Genomic DNA, 14,582 nt, shown 5'->3' with positions numbered 1-14,582 from the left:
TGACGCTAACGCCAGTTTTTTAAAATGTTGGATATTCTAATTAAGGAAGTTGGAAAGAATGCCAAAAAAACGAGGAGGAAATACAATTGGAAAGCACAAGTGAGTTTGTCCAAAAGGTACAGGCTACGCAGCGTAAAGCCGAACTCAACAAAAGAAGAAACGGCAACGGCAACCCTGCAGAGAGACTTGTAAATAAGCAGCACAGCACCAATAAATAAATGATTGAATAAGGCTTCGATCGGGTGCTGTCGCCGCAGGGTGGCAGCACCTTTCTTGTTTTGCAGAGAAGGTCATCTCTTTCAGCAGTTGGACAACTCCGACATGTATAGACACAAATAAAAAACCAGCCCTACATGTGAAACCATGTCTGACTGGCCTATGTGTACAGCGAATTGATAATTGCACATGATTGCCTCGCGCTTTTAAACCGAATACTCATGAGGGTAATAGGCAATATGAGAATCCGCTACAATCGTGAGACTGTTCTCGTCAGCGTTATATTCAACTGGACCGTCTTTGATGTAATACCACGTTTTTAGCGTTGGCTTATCATCAAACTCTTGGAAAACAAACACGTTCAGCTCAGCTTTATGTGCAAGCAGCTCTTCGATACTTTCGCTCCATGGCACAGAAACCGTGAATCGCCAGCCTTCCCCCTGTGGAACAAGCGTATAGGGCACTTCCAGCTTATTCGAATCAATAAACATCCGACCACCCACCGCATGTTTAACAAGAAACGTTTGTTTCATTTTTATCCCTCCTAAAAGTTTGCGATAGCAAACTTACTTCGAAAGCGTATGCTTAAGTTTGTGAATGCAAACTTACTTCGAAAGCCTAAGGCAAATCGATCAGCATAAAAAAGGCTGGAGCCGCAGCGGTGAGTGTAAGCTCCTCAGCTGCCTCAATTTGTGCCTCATCACCGGTAAAGAGCGTTTCGCCGTGAACCGACAGTTTACCTTCAATAATATATATAAATTGCTTCCGTCCCGGTTCAACAACGTATTCAAGCTGTTTTCCTTGCTCCAGCTTGCTCAGATAAATCGTCATATTCTGATTTATGGAGGCAGCCTGTTCCAAAACCTGATTTGAAACGACAGGAAGCAGTGCATTATGCAGCTTGTCTACATCGAATCGGCTCGCTTCATAGGATGGTTTCATACCTCGTTCCTGCGGCATGAACCACAGCTGGAGCAAACGCAGCTCTTGATCTTCAGATGCATTAAATTCCGTGTGGATAACGCCCGTGCCAGCTGACATCCGTTGCACCTCGCCAAACGAGGAAACGACAGAGTTGCCCATGTTATCCTCATGTCTAATGCGACCATTCAATACGATAGATACGATTTCCATGTCGCTATGTGGATGCGCGCCAAAACCTTTTTCCGGAGCCAAATAATCGTCATTGCACACACGCATCACACTAAAGCCTGTTCGATTCGGATCATGATAAGCTCCGAAAGAGAAGCTTGGGTGGCTGCGCAGCCAGCCTAGATCCGCCGAATGCCGCGATGCCGCGGGGAATACATCGATCATCGTTTCTCCTCCAAACAAGTTTTTATTTACTTACTTATATATAGCAGTTTTTCATTCTCTGAGCAAGCTTAAAATTGAACAGTATTCAGCAGCGGCTCGAAACCATCGATATGGCAGCCTACTATATCTCCGCCGCGAATAACGACAGCACCTGGTGTTCCTGTCATCATAATGTCGCCCGGCAGCAGCGTCATCACTTTGGAGTGAAAAGCAACAGCTGCAAAAGGGCGAAACTTCATATTGAATACCTTATTGCGATGTGCGACCTCGCCATTAATTACGGTTTCCACATTCAGCTCTAGCAAATCAGGAATCTCATCCTTCGTAATAAACTCCGGCCCGAAGCTGAAAAAGGTATCGAAGCTTTTGGCCCTCGATAAAAACCTCGGATGTCTAGCATGAATATCAGCTGCCGTAACATCAATTGTCGTCGTATACCCGGCAATGACGTCGTATACTTCAGCTTCTGATATATTTTTGCAGGTTTTTCCGATAATAATGCCGAGTTCAGCTTCTGCTGTAATTTTCCCAACTCCTTCTGGAATTTGAATCGCATCAAGCGGGCCGATAATCGTCGTATCCGGCTTGATGAAGCTGACTGGCTCTTCATTTGGGTCCGCCAACGCTAATTCTGCCGCATCCTTTACGTAGTTCATGCCGATACCCCAAATTTTGCGAGGGTGACGGTATAGCGGAGCATACTGTACCTCCTCATAAGGAATCGCCGGCAATCGCTTCAACTTTTCTTTCCCTGCTCCTTCGTACCATTCTGTTAAAAGACCCAGCTCGCCCAAACGATTAAGCTCGAATAGCTCTGTACTCCAGCTGGCATTCTCCGCCTCATTAATCGTTTCTATAAGAACAAGGCCCTTTGCACTTGGTATCGCAGCGAGCTCCTTGCCATTCCTTTTTACTGTTGATATTTTCATTGCCAGCAGCTCCTTTTCTTTAACTTAATGGCTTTATTCGTGTCGAGACGTGATCAGCCACCCATTTTAACAGCCTCATATCCTGGCTTCTTCCCGCAATGAAGGAGAGGCCAATTGGACAGCCCAGCTCGCCTGCAATCGGAACCGTAACCTGCGGCAGCCCTGCCAGCCCTGCTAAACAGCTCATTTCGAGCGTTTGAGCACGACGCCGCTCAACCTCCGAGCCCGATAATCCGAGCAGCGGCGCTATCGCAGGCACGGTCGGCACAACGAGCACCGTATCCTCTCCAAGCCATTCATCCATAAGCGCCCGCGCTTCATCCCGAATGGTGAAAGCTGTACCACTATCCTCTTCCCGCAGCGTGCTCGCCCAAGCAAACCGCTCCGCTATGCCCGGTCCGAAGGCAGGCTGCTCGCGCAATATCCAGTCCCGATGCTCACGCCAAATCTCTAATCCTTGAATGATACGAAAAGCATTCACCCATTCTCGCAGCCCGTTTGGCGCAATGATGGCTTGTTCATGCCTTCGGGCTAGATCATGCAGCATTGGAAAATATTGCGACAAAGCTGTAGATGTGTGCTCATCCGTCAATGCCCATACATCCTTCGCAAACACCATTCGCGTGAATGTCTGCTTACTGCTCCCTTGTTCATCAAGCAGTACACTGCCCACTTGAAGCAGTGTCTGCGCATCTCGGGCCATCCAGCCTACCGTATCGAAGCTAGGCGCCAGCGGTATAAGCCCATTCGTATCCACTGCACCATGCGTAGGCCGTATTCCATAAATTCCACAATAGGCGGATGGCACTCGAATGGAGCCTCCCGTATCCGTACCTATAGCGAAATCTGCTAATCCTGCCGACACCGCAACAGCTGATCCGCTGGAGGAGCCTCCGGGTATGCGACCAAATGCTTTAGGATTCACCGGGGTTCCATAATGAGCATTTTCCCCGTTGATGCTGTACATCAATTCATCCGTAATGGTCGTTCCTTTTAATGTCGCTCCGTTTCTAAGCAGCCGATTTATGACCGAAGCGTGCTTATCCGCCTCGTCATGTGTTCGCAGCCAATCGGGATTGCCTGCACCAGAGATATGTCCAGCAATATCGAATACATCTTTTGCCGCATACGTTTTACCGCTTAAGACACCTTCAGCTAAAGGCTCTATCTCAAGCTGTTCCGTCGCATACGCATTCCAGCTTTGCTTCATCAAGATCCCCGCCTCCTCTTTACCATCCCATTGCTGCGCCATCGCAGCGCGGATCCGATCCGCCTTGCAGTAATCCTTGTTCATCTCGCATAATCGCATGAGCATGGCCCATAATGCCGTCGAAGTCCTTCACTTTCTTTACCGAGTGACCTGCCTGCGCCAGCGATGCTAGTACGTCTGCAGAAACACGTCCTTCTATTTTCAGCTCCTGCGTTGGCTCTCCCCACGTTCGGCCCCATACCCATCTAGGTTCATTGATCGCTTGCTGAGGATCCATGCCATAATCAATCATCCGGGTAAATATCGCCGTTTGCGTCTGCGGCTGGCCCTCGCCGCCTTGCGTGCCATACAGCACAGCAGGTTTGCCATCACGACATGCCATCGCTGGCATTAAGGTGTGAAATGTCCTTTTAGCTGGCTTCAGACTGTTCACATGATTCGGATCAAGCGAGAAAAACGAGCCGCGGTTTTGCAATAAAACACCCGTATTGCCCGCTACGATGCCCGATCCAAACTCGAAGTACAAGCTTTGAATGAAGGAGACGGAATTCCCTTCCTCATCCACAACTGCTGCATAGGCGGTATCGCTGCCCAGCACCTCTGATTTCTCGCATGAAGCATGATTTAACTCAATTGAAGCAGCAAGCGCTGCCGCATAGTTTTTATCCAATAGCCGCTCAAGCGGTATGTTTGTAAATACAGGGTCTGATAAATATTTGTTCCGGTCACGGAAGCTTAGCTTTAATGCCTCGACGCATAGATGATAATAATTATGGGAGCCATGTTCAATTTCACCGAGCTTAAACTGCTCTAGTATTTGAAGCGCCATAATAGCGGAGAAGCCTTGTGAATTGGGAGGCATCTGATGAAGCGTATACCCTCGGTAAGTGCCCTCAATCGGGAGCACCCAGTCGCCATGATGATCCGCAAAATCATCTGCAGCAAGCAGACCATTTTGTTTGCCCAAAAAACTCGTCATTTCCTTTGCGGTTTCGCCTTTATAAAATTCATCGCGCCCAAATTCAGCTAAACGGCGCAGCGTCTTCGCAAGCGCAGGCTGCTTAAATCGCTCGCCAACCTTAACCACCTGCCCGTTTGGCAAGTATATATCTGCTGTTTCGAGTGTTCTTGCAAGAACGATTTCATTATGAACCGTATTTTGATATTGATCATTCGACATGGGGAAGCCATTCGCGGCGTAATCAATAGCGGGTGCCAGCACCTGCGCCCAGTCCAATCTGCCATACTCTCGGTGAACCGCATCCCAGCCGTCTACCATGCCGGGCACCGTTACGATACTGCCAATGCCCCGATTCGGAATCGCCGCCAAGCCATCGTAAGCACTAATACTAGCTTTATAACCAGATCGGCCGCTGGCATTATAGCCGCGCACCTTCCCTTCACTATGATGATAGCCGAGCCAGAAGGAGTCTCCTCCAAGGCTTGTCATATGCGGATAAACGACGGCAAGACATGCGCTCACAGCGACAGCTGCATCATAAGCATTCCCACCTTGCGCAAGCATGCGAGCGCCAGCTGCAGTAGCTAAATAATGAGGGCTGACAACCATAGTTTTGGTTCCGATGACCGATTGATTCATATCTACCACCCCTAAAAATGGATATAACTCTAATCAAACTCGCAATTCACTTATTTATATGTTAGATAATATAACATTGTGTATTCTTTTAAAATACCACCTCAGAGAATGATAGGCAATAAAAATGTAACTTCATTTTATTAATTGTGTTGAAAACGAATGATGATGTGTATATATTTATACATATGGTAATTAAAAATAGGTATTACAAGACACCTTGCAAAATAGTGAAATAAAATAGGAGCTGATGAACAAGTGCAAGAAAAGCTTTTTGATGAACCAAAAATAATGGAAATTGATGATATTGATCGTAAAATCATTGCTGAGCTCAATATTAATGGAAGAATATCTTACACAGACTTAGCGAAGGAGATTGGATTGTCGCGAGTAGCTGTCCAATCCCGGATTAATGCGTTGATGGATGGCGGCGTAATCGAACGATTTACGGCCGTCATTAACCCTGAGCGAATCGGCATTAATGTATCGGCTTTTTTCAATGTAGAGGTAGAGCCTAAGCATCTGCACGCCGTTGCTGATCAGCTTTCGACTGAGCCGTTTGTCACCAGCCTCTACCATATGACTGGACCGAGTAAACTGCATATGCATGGTCTGTTTCGCAACAATCAGGAGATGGAGCATTTTCTCAAAGATAAGCTTTACACACTGCCCGGCATTATGAGCGTCGATTGTCAGGTGTTAATTAATCGTTACAAGAGTCGAATGGGAATGAGGCTGTAGATGATGGCTGGCAAAATAATGAATAACCGCTACATGCAGCTTTCATGGGCGATGATGAAGACAGGTATTCTTGGCTACGGGGGCGGCCCGTCCGTTATCCCGCTAATTCGATATGAGGCAGTTTCGAACTATAAATGGATTGAAGATGAGGAATTTGGCGAAATTCTTGCGCTTGCGAATGCATTGCCAGGTCCGATTGCAACAAAGATAGCCGCCTATTTAGGGTATCGCGAAAAAGGTACTCTCGGCGCTATCGTGTCTGTTCTCGCCCATATCATTCCTTCTGCTGTTGCGATGATTCTGCTATTAACGACGGTTCAATTCCTCAGCAGCGCAGCCTTCATACAAGGTATGATCGGTGCGGTAACGCCCGTCATCGCTGTTATGCTTGGCATGATGGCCTATGAATTCGGAGAACGTGCCGTCAAAGGACTTGGCAAATACGTCGGCTTTGGTTTTTTTGCATTAGCATTTGGACTGCTGCAAGGCATTCATATTCATCCTGCTATCGTCATTCTTTTATTTCTTGTTTACGGTGCTTTTCATCTAAAAACAGTTGCAGCCCTTCAGCGCAAAAAAAAGCAGAAGCAGCTCCGAAGCAGCCAGCAGAAGGAGGGCGTAACGCGTGGAATGGATTAATTTAATTATCGGATTTTTTATCGCTAATGTGCTTGGCTACGGGGGCGGACCAGCCTCCATTCCGCTTATGTACAGGGAGATTGTAACGAATCATCAGTGGACGACCCCAGTAGAATTCTCAAACATACTGGCGCTTGGCAATGCACTCCCAGGTCCGATTGCGACTAAAATTGCTGCTTTTGTCGGCTACGATGTCGGCGGCTGGATCGGCTTAATTGTCGCATTAGCTGCAACGATTGTTCCATCCGCTGTTGCGCTCATTCTACTTCTTAAGGTGCTGCAGAAGCATCGTCAATCGCCTGTAGTCAAAGGAATGACACTGCTTGTACAGCCGGTAATTGCCATAATGATGTTGCTGCTTACATGGCAAATGGCTGAAAGCTCTATCGAATCGATCGGAATTGTGCAATCGCTCATTATTGCAGCGGTCGCCTTCTGGGCGATGCAGTTCCGCAAAATCCATCCTGCCATCGTCATTGTTATCGCATTCGCTTATGGCGGTCTTGTTATTCCTCATTTGAACGTATTATAAATAACTAATAGGGCGAATCCGAGCAGCAAATGTCTGCTTGGGTTCGCCCTATTTTAGGTTTGATAGAATTTATAGGCAAAAAAATCATTAAATCCAAACAAGCTTCGATCAGCAGTTAGGACTGCAAAAAAACCTCCAGCTACGCTTCAGTAGACTAGAGGTTTTCTTAAAAAACTAAATGATTATTCCTTAGGATTGCTCGATAACGCAAACCTCAATACTCTGCTTATCGCCGCTGGCAGCACACTGACATGACTCTCATCACAAAATTTTACCATTTCAGAATAAAAGCCTTTTGCCGCAAGGGGCAGCAGCCGCTCAGCAAGCTGTTCTGCATCCTTCACCATAGCCGGAAGCTCGTCTGCACCAATAGTCAGCATCAGCCTCGGTAGATTGCCCTCTTTTATGAAACTTTTCTCAAAAGCTTCGGCTTCCTCCAGCACAGCAAGCAGCGTCACAACATCATTGATGATTTTTCCATAAGCAATTAGTCTGCTTACCCATCCATATTTTATGGCTCACGATGCGCCTCCCTTGGCTCTGTAGTAAAGTTTACTCATCATTTAATTTCTTTCGATGTTTTCTCCTTCATCATAGTGTATTTTTAGAAATAGTTACAATAAATTACTATTCCATTCTTACATATTTGAGGATTTCAAATCCATTTTCAATTAAGTCAGCACAAAAATACCGCTAACCTAAAGTGATAAGGCTACGGCATTTTCTGAAGTATTTACTTCTTTTTTAGATTCAACCGATAAACAGTTGTTAGCGTTTAGTTAATGCACGCAAAACCTCTTTCGGAAATTACCAAACTATCTTTCGTTGCTTGCGCTCTTTTAAATCAAATATAATTTAAATGAAATAGGAATTTAGTCCCTTGGTACAAAAGTATTGTCATCTCTATAATCAATGGAAGAGTAACATTTCTTTTTTCACTGCTTTCAGTATCTCCTCTACCTTATCGGATATTTTCTTTTACACTAACAACTACAGCAAATATACGAGGAGCGACCGAATTGCATATCGATTTTTTGTTTACATTACTATTGAACATCCTCAGCTGCTTGATCCTCATTTGGTCCTTCTACAATGAGCATAAACAATTTCGGATATTTAAAAAATCCAAAAAAAATGTTCAAGTTTATAATCCATCTTTCCTTATTCCCGACAAAAAATTTACGCTCACGGTGCTATCATATGTAGCTATCGTTACGACCTTATGGATACTGCTTATCTTTGGTTTAACGGATATCGTTTATAAGCACTGGTTTGCGTATGTTTTTCCCATTATGCTCACCACTATATTCTCTGGCGGTAAAATCAATTATTCAATTGGTGAAGATGGCGTGTACCATGCAAAAACAGTCATCCCTTGGGAGGATGTTGTTTATTATCAATTGACGGAAACAGATCCTTTCCATACAAAATTTTCACTCGACATCCATACAAAACATCAGGTTTTTCGCGGAGTAGTTCATGCTGATTCCAAAAAAAAATTACTTGTGCTGCTTCGAAATGTTCCGACTTCAGGTAATGTAGATCAAATCCCAACTGAATAGGACGGGCTAAACCGTCTTTTCCAATATATAAAAACAAAAACAGCAGCCCTCGGGATTTCCCATGGTCTACTGTTTTTCACTTTTAAGCCCTTATACACGAGCACGAATTCCATCTATATAAGCCTTTGACTCCGCCATCTGATGCTCTTTCGCTTCTTCCATGATGATGTGTACATGCGGCTTATATTGATTCAAAAGCTTCATATACAGCTCATAATTCATCTGTCCGAGGCCAGCCGTTACGGTAGCCAGTTCGCCACTCCCGAGCAGCATGCGATCCTTCGCATGAGCCGCAATAATACGATCACCGAGCAGTTCGAACGCTTGCCCAATGACCTCATCCTGCCTCGCAAAATTAGAAGATGTCAGCAGATTGCCAGGATCAATAACGACACCGATATTGGAGGAAGGAACCTCCCCCAGCATCCGAGCCAGCTCAGGAGCAGTTCCAATTAAATGGTCGTTTGCCGCTTCTAGACCGACAAAGACGCCCCACTTCTCAGCTTCCTCTACTAACTCCTCTAATGTCGCCTTCATCACGGACCAATCTCGGTCAGTGTAGTCTCCGCCTTCATTCCGTCCCGTTTCCGCAGCTACCATTGGCGCTCCGAAATACTTCGCATAACGCAGCAGCTCCTTGAATCGATTCACATTGGCACGGCGCAGCTGCTCGTCTCGTTCAAATAAATGAACATAGCAGCCAAGCACCGAAATCGAAACGCCATGCTTATCGAACTGCTCGCCGATTGCATTCGCAAGGCCTGGGCTTAAGTTCCCAGGCTTGCTGAAATCAACATCGCTAATCGCCTTCCACAAAGCTAGCTGCACATGGCTGAAGCCGCTCTCCGCAACCTTAGGAGCGAGCTCCTTGTACGGCAAGCTTCCGAATAAATGAGCGAGTACACCGACTGACATCTGATCGTCTCCTTCAAATTTAGGCGCTGCCCTCGAGTGCGACATCCACCTTCGGCGCGTACACTTTTTTGGCTAAATAAGATTGTGCAATCATGAACAACCCACCTGTTACCCAGTAAAGTGAGATAGCAGCCGGTGCCGATAGAGCGAATACGCCCATCAGTATTGGAGATAGGTAACCCATGAAAGCCATCTGCTTCTGCTGTGCAGCATTCGCATTGGGCTGCGTCGTCTGCGAAACCTTGAATTGTACAAAATAAACGAGCGCTGCGATAATCGGCAGAACAATATCCGGCGAGCCTAGCTTAAACCAAAGAAACGAATGATCCGCCAGCTCTGGCGTAAGCTTGATCGCGGAATATAGACCCATCAAAATCGGCATCTGAATGAGCATTGGCAAACACCCGATAGCGAGCGGATTCACCTGATGCTTCTGGTAAAGCTGCATCGTTTCCTGCTGCAGCTTCTGCTTGGATGCTGCATCTGACTTGTTTTTGTATTTATCTTGGAGCTGCTTGAGCTCCGGCTGAAGGATAGCCATCTTTGTTTTCATCTGGTTCTGAGAGCGATACTGGCGCATCATGAGCGGCAGTAGAACAAGTCTGATCATAAGTGTAATGCCAATAATCGCAAAACCGTAATTTCCGCCAAACATATCAGCCAGATATTGAAGCACCGCTGATAATGGGTAAATGACATAGTGGTTAAAAATACCCGGTGTATTTCCATCAATCGTTCCACTAGCCGTACTACAACCGCTTACTAGAAGCAGACCTGCCAGCATCAAACCGGCCATTAATACACGTCCGTATTTTAAAGAAGTGAATACATTGTTCGTTTGCATAAAAATCCTCCTCGTTTGTTTGAAAATAGCTGAACAAACGAGTTGGAACAGTCTGCTATGTCATCATCTGGCGATTCTTTCCGCTTTACCTTGCGAACTAACCAATGATGCAGCGGAATTGAACGAATCAATACCTGCGGCAGCAAACTATACATTATACTTACAACCTGATTCCGTTCCCAGTACTCATAGGCACCAGAATGCAGATGCGAAGCGTAAGCATACGCTAATGAACAAAGTAAGCTGATTGAAATGAGATACGGTATGATGTCATGCAGTTCAAGCTCGAACAATGTACTCACCTCCCTTCATCTAAAAATAGTTTTCTTTCTATCTGGATATTATAACAGTAATTCTGATCAAATGACGACTGTCAAAATCTCGAATATGCAAACAAAAATGGCAGGCACTAATTTCTTCAATAAATGCAGTCTTTTCGCATAAATTATTCAGCATAAATATAAGTGGGTATTAATAAATATGCTGAAATTTTCACAAAAGCAAACCTTTGGTTATTTACAAAGGATAGTGAACACCATATAATTTCTAATGTTGCAGGCGCATACGGCTGAAACGGAGCTATTATATCAATATACACTCATCTCGTGATGACAGATAAGCCTGTTAAACCTATCAACTTAGAAGAAAGAGGACACCATGAATCGAAAAAAGCTCAAAGTCATTTATTTATCGCTTATCGTCTTTACGGTTCTGCTAATCGGACTTGGACAAGCCTTCCCTATGGGGAAAAGCAGCGCTTATTCCGTTAGTGCAGAGAGTGCATCAAGCACCACAGTTAATGGTCAAAAAAAGAAACTAATAATGGGCACATCCGCCGATTATCCACCTTACGAAAGCGTCGATGCCAAAAACAACGGCGAATTCGTTGGATTAGATATCGATATAGCCAAGTATATCACTAGTCAGCTCGGATACGAACTGGAAATCACACACATGGATTTCAATGGGCTTGTTGCTGCGCTTCAGACCGGCCGAGTCGACTTCGTCATGTCCGCAATGTCCGCCACGGATGAGCGCAGGCAAAATGTCGATTTCTCTGATACGTATTACGCTGCCCGCAATACGATTGTCTCAAAGAAGTCTGCACCGCTCGAAACAGAAGCTTCTTTATCGGGTAAACTAATCGCGACGCAGCTTGGCTCCACACAGGATCTTTACGCAGAAACGATTGAAGGAGCCACGCTTAAGAAACTTAATAAGATTCCAGATCTTATTCAAGAGCTGAACACCGGCCGCGTCGATGCGGCTATCGTAGAAGACGCTGTTGCTATTGAGATGACCAACCTTAACCCCGGTTTGGCGATGCATTTCCTGCCCGCTGAATCGGCAGAAAATGGTTATGCCATTGCATTTCCTAAGAAGTCCACTATTGTGAACGAGTTTAATGGTGTTCTTTCCGAAATGAAGGACGACGGCAAGCTCGATGAAATCGTACAGAAATGGTTTACTGCTGAGAAGGAACAATCCAATTCTCTGCTTAATTTGAACATCGACTTCAGTATACTGAAGGGATACACTCCTTACATTCTGAAGGGTGTATATGTCACGCTGCTCTTCACCTTTGTATCCGCATTATTCGGACTTGTGTGGGGTACAGTGCTTTCCCTATTCAAAATATCCGGCATTAAGCCGCTCGAGTGGTTCGCAACCGCTTATACATCTATATTCCGCGGTACGCCGCTGCTTGTACAGCTGACCATTATTTATTATGCAACGCCGCAGCTATTCAATTACGATATACCTGCATTAATGGCTGCTGGCCTTGCCTTCGGACTCAATTCAGCTGCCTATTTGTCTGAAACGATCCGTGGCGGCATAATGGCCGTGGACAAAGGACAGCGCGAGGCTGCCATTGCACTCGGCATTCCGTACCGGAAGATGATGCTTCGCATTATATTCCCGCAGGCGCTTCGTAATATTTTGCCGGCGCTCGTGAACGAATGTGTTGCTTTGCTTAAGGAATCGTCACTCGTATCTGTCATTGGGGTATCCGATTTGATGCGCCGTGCAGATGTAGTGCGCTCCACTGAGTTCCGCTCCATCGAAGTATTATTATTTATAGCTGCAATCTATTACGTGCTTGTGCTCGTCTTAACATCGTTTGCTCGAATGCTTGAAAGGAGGCTGCGCCGCAGTGATTAATGTAACCGACTTAACAAAAACCTTCGGCAAAAACCAAGTGCTAAAAGGAATTACAACAACCGTTGAAAAAGGAGAGGTCGTTGCTCTAATCGGACCATCCGGCTCAGGGAAATCCACCTTTCTACGTTGTTTAAATATGCTGGAGACACCGACTTCCGGCGAGATTACAATAGATGGGACAGCCATTACCGATCCCAAAACAAATATTGCCCGCGTGCGGCAGCGGATCGGCATGGTATTCCAGCATTTTCACCTATTCCCGCATATGACCGTGATCGACAATATTACGTTTGCTCCGATTCAGGTCAAAGGAGTATCGCAGCAGGAAGCCCGTAAGAAAGCGATGGAGCTGCTAGCTCGCGTAGGTCTCTCGGACAAAGCAGATAGTTATCCATCCCGCTTATCCGGCGGTCAGAAGCAGCGCGTTGCGATCGCAAGAAGCTTAGCGATGGAACCCGACATCCTACTGTTCGATGAGCCAACCTCTGCGCTTGATCCTGAGATGGTCAAAGAGGTGCTTAATGTTATTCGCAGCCTTGCCGACAGCGGCATGACGATGCTTATTGTTACGCATGAAATGAAATTTGCCCGCGAAGCTGCGGATACGATATATTTCCTAGATAACGGCAAGCTTGTTGAAAAAACGAAGCCTGAGCAGTTTTTCACTAAGCCGCAAAGCGAGAGAGCGGCACGTTTTCTGGAGCAGGTGCTTTAAATTAGCATATTAAGGATAACAGGTGCTAAGCGCACATTTAAACAAAGCTCTGCGGCTCATTCTGCCGCAGAGCTTTCTCTTTTATCCGCTACTCCTTCCGATCAACAAGCGACTCCATCTCAACACATGCCATAATGAAAGCGCCGACGCCGTGCAAATCGTTCTGACTCGTTGGGCGCGTGACGTAGTTTTCATAATCGCCAGCCGAGGTGCCAATGCAAATATCCGGCAGGATGAAACGCCCCTGCTCGTCAGACTGCACCACTCGAACAAGCCCTTCAAACCCTCGCCTTGCCGCATCCAAGCACTCATCTCCTACAAGTCCAAGCTTATAGGCTCTTGCGAGCGTATAGACAAATAAACAAGTACAAGAAGTTTCTAGCCAATTATCAGCCAAATGGCCTTTGTCCACGACCTGATACCAGAGCCCGCTCTCTCCATCCTGATACTTAATCAGCGACTGGGAGAAATCAGCCAGCACGGCTTCCATCTCAGCATGTCCCACTTCGCCTTCCGCTATTTCATCAAGAAACTGAGCCACTGCAAGACCGTACCAGCCGAGTGACCGACCCCAAAACTCTGGCGAACAGCCGGTCTCAGGATCTGCCCAAGGCATCTGCTTGCTCTCGTCCCAAGCGTGATAGAGCAGCCCCGTCTTCTCATCCCTCATATAGCGGCGCATCAGCTGCTCTTGATGCAGCACCAACTCGCGCAGCCCTATTTCTCCGTAGGCGTTCGCATATTTTAGCGCAAATACTCCGCCCATATACAAGCCGTCCAGCCACATATTGTAGGCATATTTATCCTTGTGCCAAAAGCCGCCCTCCGAGGTGCGGTGCAGCGTGTCGAACAGGCCGCGCAGCTTATCGGCTGCGATTCGGTATTTACGCTCATCGCCTTGTTCATCTAAACGGAACAATAACAGCCCCACTTGGATAGCATCCAGCTCGTCACGGGCAAAATCAAAGTTGCCGCATTCATCCACCAGCTTGTCTACGTAGCGCTTAATATAAGCAGCGTAACGTTCATCCCCCTCCGCCTGCCAAAGCATCTCCATCCCGCAAAGAAACACGCCTTGGTGATAATGCCAGCGGCCAGCAGGAGGAAGCTTTTCTGGCAAATAGGTGTCCATTAATGAGTCACAAGCGGCTCTCGCCCAATCGATAGGTGTCATTTTCACATCATTTCGCATCCAAACAGTA

Annotated in this window: 17 protein-coding genes; 7 read left to right on the top strand and 10 right to left on the bottom strand. The window is 46.3% G+C overall.

Features of this window, described 5'->3' with window-relative positions; genetic code table 11:
• Positions 1–86 precede the first annotated feature (86 nt).
• Positions 87–218 carry a DUF4023 domain-containing protein gene (locus tag ACIFSR_RS08745; protein ID WP_076266332.1) on the top strand — a complete coding sequence of 44 codons (132 nt, stop codon included), beginning with the start codon at positions 87–89 and terminating at the stop codon, positions 216–218.
• Positions 219–422: 204 nt separating this feature from the next.
• Here the strand turns inward: ACIFSR_RS08745 and ACIFSR_RS08740 are convergent, their stop codons facing one another.
• The 5 genes from ACIFSR_RS08740 to ggt all read right to left on the bottom strand — a co-directional run bounded on the left by ACIFSR_RS08740 (position 423) and on the right by ggt (position 5,272).
• Positions 423–749: a hypothetical protein gene (locus ACIFSR_RS08740; RefSeq protein ID WP_430056737.1), complete on the bottom strand. Its 327-nt coding sequence runs from the start codon at positions 747–749 to the stop codon at positions 423–425.
• Positions 750–834: 85 nt separating this feature from the next.
• A complete protein-coding gene (locus ACIFSR_RS08735) occupies positions 835–1,533 on the bottom strand; it encodes a pirin family protein (RefSeq protein WP_339205478.1) in 699 nt (232 codons plus the stop codon).
• Positions 1,534–1,601: 68 nt separating this feature from the next.
• Positions 1,602–2,462, bottom strand: coding sequence for a fumarylacetoacetate hydrolase family protein (locus ACIFSR_RS08730; RefSeq protein ID WP_430056734.1), 861 nt, complete (start codon positions 2,460–2,462; stop codon positions 1,602–1,604).
• Between the two features lie 19 nt (positions 2,463–2,481).
• Positions 2,482–3,672: an amidase gene (locus tag ACIFSR_RS08725; RefSeq protein WP_339209782.1), complete on the bottom strand. Its 1,191-nt coding sequence runs from the start codon at positions 3,670–3,672 to the stop codon at positions 2,482–2,484.
• Between the two features lie 19 nt (positions 3,673–3,691).
• On the bottom strand, positions 3,692–5,272 hold the full coding sequence (gene ggt / locus ACIFSR_RS08720) for a gamma-glutamyltransferase (protein ID WP_430056731.1): 1,581 nt from the start codon (positions 5,270–5,272) through the stop codon (positions 3,692–3,694).
• 288 nt (positions 5,273–5,560) lie between these two features.
• Between ggt and ACIFSR_RS08715 the strand changes: the two genes are divergently transcribed.
• From ACIFSR_RS08715 to ACIFSR_RS08705, 3 genes are read left to right on the top strand one after another with little or no spacing between them, the layout of a single operon-like run.
• Positions 5,561–6,010: an Lrp/AsnC family transcriptional regulator gene (locus ACIFSR_RS08715; RefSeq protein ID WP_339209783.1), complete on the top strand. Its 450-nt coding sequence runs from the start codon at positions 5,561–5,563 to the stop codon at positions 6,008–6,010.
• A complete protein-coding gene (locus ACIFSR_RS08710; protein ID WP_430056728.1) occupies positions 6,011–6,649 on the top strand; it encodes a chromate transporter in 639 nt (212 codons plus the stop codon).
• Entirely contained in the window at positions 6,636–7,181 is a 546-nt protein-coding gene (locus tag ACIFSR_RS08705; RefSeq protein ID WP_076266338.1) for a chromate transporter, read from the top strand. Before ACIFSR_RS08710 ends, ACIFSR_RS08705 begins: the two co-directional genes overlap by 14 nt.
• A gap of 182 nt (positions 7,182–7,363) precedes the next feature.
• Here the strand turns inward: ACIFSR_RS08705 and ACIFSR_RS08700 are convergent, their stop codons facing one another.
• Positions 7,364–7,639: a hypothetical protein gene (locus tag ACIFSR_RS08700; protein WP_430056724.1), complete on the bottom strand. Its 276-nt coding sequence runs from the start codon at positions 7,637–7,639 to the stop codon at positions 7,364–7,366.
• 561 nt (positions 7,640–8,200) lie between these two features.
• Here ACIFSR_RS08700 and ACIFSR_RS08695 point away from each other — a divergent pair.
• On the top strand, positions 8,201–8,743 hold the full coding sequence (locus tag ACIFSR_RS08695; RefSeq protein WP_339205495.1) for a DUF5673 domain-containing protein: 543 nt from the start codon (positions 8,201–8,203) through the stop codon (positions 8,741–8,743).
• Positions 8,744–8,833: 90 nt separating this feature from the next.
• Here ACIFSR_RS08695 and ACIFSR_RS08690 read toward each other — a convergent pair whose 3' ends face one another.
• Genes ACIFSR_RS08690 through ACIFSR_RS08680 form a run of 3 tightly spaced genes read right to left on the bottom strand, consistent with a single transcriptional unit; the run spans position 8,834 to position 10,795 of the window.
• Entirely contained in the window at positions 8,834–9,658 is an 825-nt protein-coding gene (locus tag ACIFSR_RS08690) for a sugar phosphate isomerase/epimerase family protein (protein WP_339205496.1), read from the bottom strand.
• Positions 9,659–9,677: 19 nt separating this feature from the next.
• Positions 9,678–10,502 carry a membrane protein insertase YidC gene (gene yidC / locus ACIFSR_RS08685; protein WP_076266344.1) on the bottom strand — a complete coding sequence of 275 codons (825 nt, stop codon included), beginning with the start codon at positions 10,500–10,502 and terminating at the stop codon, positions 9,678–9,680.
• Entirely contained in the window at positions 10,472–10,795 is a 324-nt protein-coding gene (locus ACIFSR_RS08680) for a hypothetical protein (protein ID WP_076266345.1), read from the bottom strand. The genes yidC and ACIFSR_RS08680 overlap by 31 nt, the downstream gene beginning before the upstream one ends.
• A 364-nt stretch (positions 10,796–11,159) precedes the next feature.
• Here ACIFSR_RS08680 and ACIFSR_RS08675 point away from each other — a divergent pair, with 364 nt between their 5' ends.
• Both ACIFSR_RS08675 and ACIFSR_RS08670 read left to right on the top strand, forming a co-directional pair.
• A complete protein-coding gene (locus ACIFSR_RS08675; protein ID WP_339205497.1) occupies positions 11,160–12,665 on the top strand; it encodes an ABC transporter substrate-binding protein/permease in 1,506 nt (501 codons plus the stop codon).
• Positions 12,658–13,380, top strand: a complete 723-nt coding sequence (locus ACIFSR_RS08670; RefSeq protein ID WP_430056719.1) for an amino acid ABC transporter ATP-binding protein — start codon at positions 12,658–12,660, stop codon at positions 13,378–13,380. Before ACIFSR_RS08675 ends, ACIFSR_RS08670 begins: the two co-directional genes overlap by 8 nt.
• An 88-nt stretch (positions 13,381–13,468) precedes the next feature.
• On the opposite strand, the gene ACIFSR_RS08665 is transcribed toward ACIFSR_RS08670, so the two are convergent.
• A complete protein-coding gene (locus ACIFSR_RS08665) occupies positions 13,469–14,572 on the bottom strand; it encodes a glycoside hydrolase family 88/105 protein (RefSeq protein ID WP_430056716.1) in 1,104 nt (367 codons plus the stop codon).
• Between the last annotated feature and the right edge of the window lie 10 nt (positions 14,573–14,582).

The organism is Paenibacillus sp. NRS-1760, assembly GCF_050467785.1.
In the GTDB taxonomy this organism is placed as follows: domain Bacteria; phylum Bacillota; class Bacilli; order Paenibacillales; family Paenibacillaceae; genus Pristimantibacillus.
The sequence above is the reverse complement of the archived record's forward strand: the minus strand, read 5'-3'. Positions and strand labels throughout refer to the sequence as shown.

Bases quoted from the DNA above. Each gene is read 5' to 3' on its own strand.
- ACIFSR_RS08740 (WP_430056737.1), bottom strand. From the start codon at position 749: ATGAAACAAACGTTTCTTGTTAAACATGCGGTGGGTGGTCGGATGTTT.
- ACIFSR_RS08725 (WP_339209782.1), bottom strand. From the start codon at position 3,672: ATGAAGCAAAGCTGGAATGCGTATGCGACGGAACAGCTTGAGATAGAG.
- ACIFSR_RS08690 (WP_339205496.1), bottom strand. From the start codon at position 9,658: ATGTCAGTCGGTGTACTCGCTCATTTATTCGGAAGCTTGCCGTACAAG.
- ACIFSR_RS08735 (WP_339205478.1), bottom strand. From the start codon at position 1,533: ATGATCGATGTATTCCCCGCGGCATCGCGGCATTCGGCGGATCTAGGC.
- ACIFSR_RS08665 (WP_430056716.1), bottom strand. From the start codon at position 14,572: ATGCGAAATGATGTGAAAATGACACCTATCGATTGGGCGAGAGCCGCT.
- yidC (WP_076266344.1), bottom strand. From the start codon at position 10,502: ATGCAAACGAACAATGTATTCACTTCTTTAAAATACGGACGTGTATTA.
- ACIFSR_RS08710 (WP_430056728.1), top strand. From the start codon at position 6,011: ATGATGGCTGGCAAAATAATGAATAACCGCTACATGCAGCTTTCATGG.
- ACIFSR_RS08730 (WP_430056734.1), bottom strand. From the start codon at position 2,462: ATGAAAATATCAACAGTAAAAAGGAATGGCAAGGAGCTCGCTGCGATA.
- ACIFSR_RS08675 (WP_339205497.1), top strand. From the start codon at position 11,160: ATGAATCGAAAAAAGCTCAAAGTCATTTATTTATCGCTTATCGTCTTT.
- ACIFSR_RS08715 (WP_339209783.1), top strand. From the start codon at position 5,561: ATGGAAATTGATGATATTGATCGTAAAATCATTGCTGAGCTCAATATT.
- ggt (WP_430056731.1), bottom strand. From the start codon at position 5,272: ATGAATCAATCGGTCATCGGAACCAAAACTATGGTTGTCAGCCCTCAT.